At 71.1% G+C, this 8,461-nt stretch carries 9 protein-coding genes and 1 pseudogene; 2 read left to right on the top strand and 8 right to left on the bottom strand.

The window, feature by feature from the left end; genetic code table 11:
• The 5 genes from QH283_RS10330 to sigE form a co-directional block, all read right to left on the bottom strand.
• Positions 1 to 577, bottom strand: a 577-nt coding sequence (locus tag QH283_RS10330; protein WP_280502797.1) for a hypothetical protein, incomplete at its 3' end; no start/stop codon positions are given.
• Between the two features lie 124 nt (positions 578 to 701).
• Complete coding sequence (gene tatB, locus QH283_RS10325; RefSeq protein ID WP_280502796.1) at positions 702 to 1,163, bottom strand: Sec-independent protein translocase protein TatB; 462 nt, start codon at positions 1,161 to 1,163, stop codon at positions 702 to 704.
• Positions 1,164 to 1,196: 33 nt separating this feature from the next.
• Positions 1,197 to 2,750 (bottom strand): S1C family serine protease, encoded by a 1,554-nt coding sequence (locus QH283_RS10320; protein WP_280502795.1) that lies wholly within the window; start codon positions 2,748 to 2,750, stop codon positions 1,197 to 1,199.
• A 10-nt stretch (positions 2,751 to 2,760) separates the two neighbouring features.
• Positions 2,761 to 3,246 (bottom strand): zf-HC2 domain-containing protein, encoded by a 486-nt coding sequence (locus tag QH283_RS10315; RefSeq protein ID WP_280502794.1) that lies wholly within the window; start codon positions 3,244 to 3,246, stop codon positions 2,761 to 2,763.
• A gap of 62 nt (positions 3,247 to 3,308) precedes the next feature.
• Entirely contained in the window at positions 3,309 to 3,959 is a 651-nt protein-coding gene (gene sigE, locus QH283_RS10310) for an RNA polymerase sigma factor SigE (protein WP_432420697.1), read from the bottom strand.
• Between the two features lie 402 nt (positions 3,960 to 4,361).
• Between sigE and QH283_RS10305 the strand changes: the two genes are divergently transcribed.
• Entirely contained in the window at positions 4,362 to 4,994 is a 633-nt protein-coding gene (locus QH283_RS10305; RefSeq protein WP_432420696.1) for an O-methyltransferase, read from the top strand.
• Between the two features lie 36 nt (positions 4,995 to 5,030).
• Here the strand turns inward: QH283_RS10305 and glgC are convergent, their stop codons facing one another.
• Positions 5,031 to 6,245, bottom strand: a complete 1,215-nt coding sequence (gene glgC / locus QH283_RS10300; protein WP_280502792.1) for a glucose-1-phosphate adenylyltransferase — start codon at positions 6,243 to 6,245, stop codon at positions 5,031 to 5,033.
• Between the two features lie 137 nt (positions 6,246 to 6,382).
• On the opposite strand from glgC, the gene glgA reads away from it, so the two are divergent.
• Positions 6,383 to 7,552: a glycogen synthase gene (gene glgA / locus QH283_RS10295; protein ID WP_280502798.1), complete on the top strand. Its 1,170-nt coding sequence runs from the start codon at positions 6,383 to 6,385 to the stop codon at positions 7,550 to 7,552.
• A 28-nt stretch (positions 7,553 to 7,580) separates the two neighbouring features.
• On the opposite strand, the gene QH283_RS10290 is transcribed toward glgA, so the two are convergent.
• Both QH283_RS10290 and QH283_RS30190 read right to left on the bottom strand, forming a co-directional pair.
• Positions 7,581 to 8,243 carry a methyltransferase domain-containing protein gene (locus QH283_RS10290; RefSeq protein ID WP_348538276.1) on the bottom strand — a complete coding sequence of 221 codons (663 nt, stop codon included), beginning with the start codon at positions 8,241 to 8,243 and terminating at the stop codon, positions 7,581 to 7,583.
• Positions 8,244 to 8,288: 45 nt separating this feature from the next.
• A pseudogene (locus tag QH283_RS30190) lies at positions 8,289 to 8,345 on the bottom strand (putative RNA methyltransferase); the annotation flags it as partial.
• Positions 8,346 to 8,461: the final 116 nt, after the last annotated feature.

Below are 8,461 nucleotides of genomic sequence, written 5' to 3'. Positions count from 1 at the left end.
GCTCGGGACCGGCGGGGCGGTACACCCGCCTGGCCGCGCGATCCTCGATGCCGCGCCGGGAATCGCCGGGGCGGACCACCGTACGGCGCAGGCGCGGATCGGCGGCGGCGAGCTGGCGCAGGCTCGGTGAGAGCTCGGGGCCGCCGAGCACGATCAGGCCGTCGCGGTTGAGGTCGATCGGTCTGCCCGGTGCGAAGTGCTCGATGCTGGCCGGAAAGCCCAAGTCGCGCAACAGGTCGACGAGCCTGGGCGCCGCACCCGGATCGGGCGCGCCGAGCAGCCTGCCCGCCCGTATCTCCGGTGTGAGGACCGTGATCGCGCTGTGCCCGAAGAACAATCCCTCGGGAGCGGGCCCCTGGGTGCTCACCTGATGGATGCGGGCGCGGGAAAGCCCCGCGGCCGCACCGATTCTGGCGAACGTCCAGCCCTCCTCGTGCAGCTCCCTGATCACTGCGCGACGAATCCTGGTGAGTTCGTTGATCGTCTGCTGCGCAGCCGCCACCCCTTCGGTCGCGGCCTTGAGTCTCTCGACTTTGTCCTCTATCGCGAAGACCCGCGCCACGTCATCGGCCGACATGTCCGAAGTTTAGACAGCTCGACAGCCGTCCGCGTATACCCGACTTGACAGCTGTACTTCCCTACAGCCCAGTCGGTTTGGTATTTTCCCGGCGTTTCGCGCGAGACACGCCGATATGTGTTACTCAGGTGGCGTCAGGGTCGATCGGAGGCTGTTCGTTGCGCGCCAACGGTTTTTCCATCGACGGCTTGCGCAGACCCGGATTCGCGCCGGAACCGGGGCCGCCGCTCGCGCCGTGGGAGCTCTTGCCGTACGGGTCGGCGCCGTAGAGATCCTGGGTGGTCGGCACCGACTTCTCCAGATCGCGCAACACCGAGTCGTCGCCGTTGAGCAGGTGCTTGGTGACCAGCGAGCGCGGCGTCATGGTCCGCAGCTCGTTCAGGTCGGCCAGCGGCTTGCGCAGCTCGTCGAACTCCGGGCCCAGCTCCTGCTTCAGCTGCGCGGTCGCGCCACTGGCGTAGTCGCGGATCTGACGCAGGGATTGCGTGGTCCAGCGCACGGCGCCCGGCAGCCGCTCGGGCCCGAGGATCACGAGGGCGGCGACGAGCAGGATCATCATCTCGCCCCAGCCGATGTTGCTGAACACAGATCCAGGCTACCCGGGTCCACCTCGGCGGCGTCAGTCGGATTCCAACGTCACAGGGACGTCGACCTGCCTGCCCTCCCGGATCAGCCGCACGGTCACCGTCTCGCCGATCTCCCGCGACTGCACCGCCACGATCAGCTCGTCCGGTCCGGTGACCTCCCGATCGGCGACCCGGACGATCACGTCGCCCTCCACGATGCCCGCCCGATCGGCCGGGCTGCCGGGGACCACGTCGGCCACGGCCGCGCCGCTCATGACTTCGTTCGCCACGGTCTGGGTGCGGGCCGAGACGCCGAGGAGCGGATGATGCATCTCGCCCTCGCGGATGAGGGTCTGCGCCACCTCGGTCATGGTGTCGACCGGGACCGCGAAGCCGAGGCCCACCGAGCCGCCGGTCTCGCTGCGGATGGCGGAGTTGATGCCGATGACCTGGCCGGCCATGTTCACCAGCGCGCCGCCGGAGTTGCCGGGGTTGATCGAGGCGTCGGTCTGCACCGCGTCGATCACCGCATTGGTGTCGCTGCCCTCGCCCGCCAGCTTCACCGGCCGGTGCAGGGCGCTGACGATGCCGGAGGTGACGGTCTTGCTCAGGCCGAGCGGGGAGCCGATGGCCAGCACGCTCTCACCGACCTGCACGTCCTCGGACCTGCCCAGCTCGGCGACGGTGAGATTCTTCACGTCGACCCGCAGCACCGCCAGGTCGGTCTTGGGATCGCGGCCCACGATCTCGGATGGGACGCGGGTGCCGTCGGCGAAGGTCACCTGGATGCTCGCCCGGCCGCTGGTGTCCTGCGCGGCCATCGAGATCACGTGGTTGTTGGTGACGATGTAACCCGCGCCGTCGATCACCACGCCGGAGCCGTTGGAGCCGTTGTCGCCGACGGTGGTGCGGATGGAGACCACCGAGGGCAGCACCGCGTTGGCGACCTGGGCGATCTGGCCGCGCGGGCTGTCGATGCCCTCGCTCTGCTCCAGGGTGACCTTGCGGGAGGTGAGCGTGGTGGTGGTCTCCGCGGTGAGCCTGCCGACCAGGCCGCCGAGCACGCCGATGGCCAGCGCGATCGCCGCCAGCAGGGCCAGCGCCTTGGGCGCCACCCGGGAACCGAACAGCACCTCGCGCACGCCGAGTTTCTCCGCGGGCGGCAGCGGCTGGGGGCGCGGTGTCGGCACCGCGGGCGAACCGAGCCGGGCGGCCGCCTCGGGATCGCGCCACGGGTCGACCGGGCCCGCGGGCGGCTCGGCGGCCTCGACGGCGTCGGGATCGCGCTGGAGGAGTTCGTCGCAGCCCTCCGGCCTGCCGAAGGCCTCGGCCAGCACCGCGTCCGGGGGGCGGCTGACCGGGATCTGCGGCGCGGCGGCGGCCGCCTGCGCGGGCGGGCGCTCGCCGAACGAACCACGCTGGCCGCTCGGCCTGCGGAAGGCGTGCGAGGTATGGGAGTCCACGTGGGGGCGGTAGACCGGGCGCGGCTCGAGCACGGGCGCATCCGGCGGTCGAAGAGCCCCCCGGTCGGACGCCGAATCGGGTGTGTCGTTCGCGGCGGGACGCGGCTCCGGCGCCGCGGAGTTGTTCTGCGATTCGGTGGTCACGCGGTGAACTCTACTTGCGCCACCACGCTGCCCACCGGGTCGCGGTGAAGGAATCCGGCAGGAAACCGAAAACCGCCTCGTTACGGGCGTTTCCGCGTCCGGGGGCGGTCGCATCGGGCTTGCCGCCCTGGCCGGGGAGCTCGGCCAGCGGAATGCGGGAGAGACTGTCGTGCAGGCCGCGCGGAATGGCGATCGGGCCGGACTGGCGCAGCGCGATGCGCGCCTGCTGCTGGGCCTCGACCTCGGCCTCGCACTCGGGACACTGGGCGAGGTGCTGGGCCGCGCGCAGATAGGCGTTCATCCGCAGCTCGCCGTCCACGTAGGCGACGACGGCCTCGCTGGCCAGGTGCTCGGTGGGCGCGAACCTCGGCCTGTTGCCGTGCGGGGAACCCTCCTGCTCAGGCCTGCCCTGTGCGGACCTGCCCTGCGGAGACCGGCTCTGGGGAGGCCTGCCCGTGCCGCGCGCGTTTCCCGGCGTGCTGGACTCGCCACTCATCACAGAGCTCACCTTCCGACCGTCGAACCACTCGGCCGGGCCGTCGGCCCGTCGGTGGCCGATCACCCGACGTTCACGTCAGCGCTGTACCGCTGCTGCTGCGATCCATTATGCGCAAGGTACTCACGCAGTGCCTGACGGCCGCGATGGATGCGGCTGCGCACGGTGCCGAGCTTGACGCCGAGGGTGGCGCCGATCTCCTCGTAGGACAGGCCCTCGATGTCGCAGAGCACGACGGCGGCGCGGAACTCCGGGGCCAGCGAGTCGAGGGCGGACTGCAGGTCGGGGTCGAGCCGGGCGTCGTGGTAGACCTGCTCGGGACCCGGGCCCTCGGCGGGCACCCGGTCGTAGTCCTCCGGCAGCGCCTCCATGCGGATGCGATTGCGCCTGCGGACCATGTCGAGGAACAGGTTGGTGGTGATGCGGTGCAGCCAGCCCTCGAAGGTGCCCGGCTGGTAGTTCGACAGCGAGCGGAAGACGCGGATGAAGGTCTCCTGGGTGAGATCCTCGGCGTCCTGGGCGTCGCCGGACAGGCGATAGGCCAGCCGGTAGACGCGATCGGCGTGCTCGCGGACCAGTTCGTCCCAGGAGGGCATGACGGCGCGATCGCCGGTGGCGTCGAAGGCCGCCGTCCCGGACAGTTCCACGATCGGTTCGCCGGACGCCTCGGCGGCCGCCGTTTCGTCGGGGGCCGCCGCGCCCTCGGAGCCCATGGCGGCGGGCAGCTCGGTGTAGTCGGTGGGAACGGCAGGAACGCCGCCCTCGGCTCGCCGAGCCGCCTGCGCCGTCGTCTGCCCCGGAAGTGTCGCGAACGAACCCTTGACCATGTGGATCGGGCTACCTCCTACTCGGGACCGTAAACGCGCGGTACCCGCTGCGGTCCGGGTCTCGGACCGTCGCGTATCCGGTACAACGAGCCAGTGGTGTCTCGTTGTTCCCGACGCCGGGATGTCGTCCCGGCGGTGTGCGCGCTACCGGTCTTGCCTCGGCCTACTCTTTCGCGTCCCGATATGGCCTGGATATGGAGATACTGAGGGACTGCTGAGAAAAACGACGCCCCTCGTTTGCTGTTGTCGCGGCGCCGATAGCGCGACCGTCCCGTTAGCCTCATACCCGTGGCATCGAACCTGGAGCGCAATCTCGCCTACGTGGAGGAATCCGTCGTGGAGGACGAGATCCTCCTCAGCGCGCGCGAACGGGCCGAGGAACTGGGGGCCGATCCGGTGCCCGCTTCTGTCGGCGCGCTGCTGAGCGTCATGGCCCAGGTGCTCGGCGCCAGGGCTGTCGTCGAGGTGGGCACGGGCGCCGGCATCAGCGGCCTGTGGCTGCTGGACGGCATGCGCGAGGACGGCACGCTGACCACCATCGACTCCGAGCCCGAGCACCAGCGCGCGGCCAGGGAGGCCTTCCGCGCCGCCGACATCCCGCCCGCGCGCACCCGGCTGATCAACGGCCGCGCGCTCGACGTGCTGCCCCGGCTGGCCGACGGCGCCTACGACCTGTTGTTCATCGACGCGGCGCCGCTCGAGCACCCGGAGTACGTCGCCCAGGGCGTGCGGCTGCTACGGCAGGGCGGGTTGATCATCCTGCACAACGCGCTGCTGTCCGGGCGGGTGCCCGATCCCGAGCACCGCGACGCGGTCACCCACGCGGTGCGCGCGGCCACCCGCGCGGTCGCCGAGGACCCCGAGCTGACCAGCGTGCTCATCCCGGTCGGCGACGGGCTGCTCTGCGCCTCCCGCTGCTGAGAACCCCCGGCCGGACCGGCTCGCGGATGCGTGACCTCAGACCCACACGCCCTTGCCCACGGTCACCACGCCGCCGTTGCTGACCGCGAAACGCTCCCGGTCGCGGTCCAGGTCGACGCCGATGATCTCGCCCTCGCCGACCACCACGTTCTTGTCCAGGATCGCCCGGCGCACCACCGCGCCGCGCCCGATCCGCACGCCCGGCATGAGCACGCTGCCCTCCACCGTCGCGCCGTCGTCGACCACGACATTGGAGCTGAGCACCGAATTGCGCACCGTGGCCGCGGAAAGGATGCTGCCCGCCCCGACGATCGATTCCTGGGCGAGCACACCCTTGGCGAACTTGGCGGGCGGCAGGTTCTCCGCGGCGCCGCGGATCGGCCAGTGCTTGTTGTAGAGGTTGAACACCGGATGGACCGAGACCAGGTCCATGTGCGCCTCGTAGAAGGCGTCGATGGTGCCGACGTCGCGCCAGTAGCCGTGGTCGCGCTCGGTGGCGCCGGGCACCTGGTTGTCGGCGAAGTCGTAGACCCCCGCCTCGCCCGCGGCCACCAGGGTGGGGATGATGTCGCCGCCCATGTCGTGATCGGAGTCGGAGTTCTCCGCGTCCGCCCGGATGGCGTCCACCAGCACCTTGGTGGTGAAGACGTAGTTGCCCATCGAGGCGAACGTCACGTTCGGGTCGTCGGGGGTGCCGGGCGGGTGCACCGGCTTCTCCAGGAACTGGGTGATGCGGCCGGACTCGTCGGAATCGATGCAGCCGAACGCGCTCGCCTCGCTGCGCGGCACCCTGATGCCCGCCACGGTCACCCCGAGGCCGGAATCGATGTGGTGGCGCACCATCTGCTCGGGGTCCATCCGATATACGTGATCGGCCCCGAAAACCACGATGTAGTCGGGATCTTCGTCGTAGATGAGATTCAGCGACTGCATGATCGCGTCGGCGCTGCCGGTGTACCAGCGCGGCCCGAGCCGCTGCTGGGCGGGCACCGGGGTGATGTATTCACCGGCGAATCCGCTCAGCCGCCAGGTCTGCGAGATGTGGCGGTCCAGGGAATGCGACTTGTACTGGGTGAGCACACACAGTCGCAGATATCCCGCGTTGACCAGATTGCTGAGTACGAAATCGATCAGTCGATACGCACCGCCGAAGGGGACTGCCGGCTTCGCCCTGTCAGCGGTGAGCGGAAAAAGGCGTTTGCCCTCGCCACCGGCGAGCACGATCCCGAGTACGTGCGGCTGGCTCCTCACCCTGCCCAAACTACAGTGTCGGCGGCCTGCGAGTGGCCCGGCGTGGGGGGAGCGTCTACTTTGGACCGGTGAGTTCGAGCACGGACGACGGGCATTCGCCGGAGGCCACCGGCGTCGCGGGCGATGCGGGCCATCGTCTGCGCGTCGCCATGCTCACCCGCGAGTATCCGCCGGAGGTCTACGGCGGCGCGGGCGTCCACGTCACCGAATTGACCGCGCGCCTACGCAACCTGGCCGACGTCCGGGTGCACTGCATGGGCGCGCCACGGACCGACGCCACGGTGCACGACGCCGACCCGGCCCTCGGCGCCGCCAATCCCGCGCTGCGGATGCTGTCCGCGCAGCTGCGCATGGCCGACGCCGCCGACGACGTGGACGTGGTGCACTCGCACACCTGGTACACCGGCCTGGCCGGGCATCTGGCCGCCACCCTGCACGGCATCCCGCACGTGCTGACCGCGCACTCGCTGGAGCCGCGCAGGCCGTGGAAGGCCGAGCAGCTCGGCGGCGGCTACCGGATCTCGTCCTGGTCGGAACGCAACGCCATGGAGCACGCCGACGCGGTGATCGCGGTGAGCGAGGGCATGCGCGCCGACGTGCTCGACGCCTACCCGGCCATCGACGCCGACCGGGTGCACGTGGTGCACAACGGCATCGACCCCACGCTGTGGCATCCCGGCGGCCCGCCCGCCGACCAGCGGCCGGTGCTCGAGGAGTTGGGCGTACGCCCCGACCTGCCGGTCGTTGCCTTCGTCGGGCGCATCACCCGGCAGAAGGGCGTCGGTCACCTGCTGGCCGCCGCCAGGAACTTCGACCCCGACATCCAGTTGGTGCTGTGCGCCGGCGCCCCGGACACCCCGGAACTGGCCGCCGAGACCGCCGCGGCCGTCGAACGGCTGCGCGAGACCCGTAACCATGTCTTCTGGGTGCAGGAGATGCTGCCCACCGAGAAGATCCGTCAGATCCTCGCCGCGGCGGCGGTGTTCGTCTGCCCCTCGGTCTACGAGCCGCTCGGCATCGTGAACCTGGAGGCGATGGCCTGCGCGACCGCGGTGGTCGCCTCCGATGTCGGCGGCATCCCCGAGGTCGTGCGCAGCGGCGTCACCGGCCGCCTGGTGCACTACGACGCGCTCGCCACCGCCGACTACGAGCACCGGCTGGCCGAGGCGGTCAACGAGGTCGCCACCGACCCCGTGCTGGCCACCCGCTACGGCGAGGCCGGACGCGCCCGCGCCATCGCCGAATTCGACTGGACCAGGATCGCCGCGCGCACCGTCGAGGTCTACGACCACGTCCGCAAGCTCTGAGCCCCGCGCTCGGGCGGGCCGGTGGACCTCAGGCGGGCCGGTAGACGGAGACCGCCACCGACGCGGTGACCTCGAGCGGTTCGGGCAGCACGGCCAGCCGCGCGCCCGCGGGCTCGGTGAGATGGCGCGCCGACGGCCCCATGCCGATCAGATGCGCGGCCTGATCGCGGGTCAGTGCCATCGGATACTGCACGATCGTGCGGTCCACCTGCTCCAGGTGCCCGGCCATCGCCTCGGCGATGCGCCGGTCCTTGTCCGGGTCCACGCTCACCATGCCGAGCGGGCCGACCAGTTCGGTGAGATGGCCGGCGGTCGGGGTCACCACGACGTAGCGCCCGCCGGGCGCGAGCACCCTGGCCGCCTCGGCCGGATTGCGGGGCGCGAACACCGTGAGCACCGCCCCGAGCGCGCCGTCGCGCACCGGGAATCCGCGCCAGGCGTCGGCGAGCACGGCGGCGGCCCTCGGGTGCGCACGCGCGCAGCGCCGGACCGCCGGTTTGGCCACGTCCAGCGCGATGCCCCTGGCATGCGGGCAGGCGTCGAGGGCATGCGCGAGGTAGTACCCGGTCCCCGCGCCCACCTCGAGCAGCGCGGCAGGCGCCGGACCGCCCGCGACGACGGCTTCGGCCACCGCGTCCGCGATGGGTGCGAAGCCGCCGCCGCGTTGGAAAGCGGCGCGGGCGTCGAGCATGTCCGCGCTGTCGCCGGTCATCTTGGTGGACGCGCCGGTCAGCAGACCGACATATCCCTGACGGGCGATATCGAAAGTGTGGCCGCGGGCGCAGTGCAGTGCCCGCGGCGTGAAGGGAACGGGCGGTTACCTGCGCCTCGGGGGCCCCCACACCCCGCCGGCCCCCCGTGCCGCGGCCACGGCCCGATGCGCACAAGCTGGTGGGCAAAGTAAGTTAG

This window comes from Nocardia farcinica, assembly GCF_029867845.1.
Taxonomy (GTDB): domain Bacteria; phylum Actinomycetota; class Actinomycetes; order Mycobacteriales; family Mycobacteriaceae; genus Nocardia; species Nocardia farcinica_A.
This window is presented reverse-complemented; position numbering and strand designations above follow the sequence as displayed.

Excerpts from the sequence above, each read along its gene's own strand:
- QH283_RS10315 (WP_280502794.1), bottom strand. The coding sequence starts at position 3,246 with ATGAGTGGCGAGTCCAGCACGCCGGGAAACGCGCGCGGCACGGGCAGG.
- sigE (WP_432420697.1), bottom strand. The coding sequence starts at position 3,959 with ATGGGCTCCGAGGGCGCGGCGGCCCCCGACGAAACGGCGGCCGCCGAG.
- QH283_RS10290 (WP_348538276.1), bottom strand. The coding sequence starts at position 8,243 with ATGCTCGACGCCCGCGCCGCTTTCCAACGCGGCGGCGGCTTCGCACCC.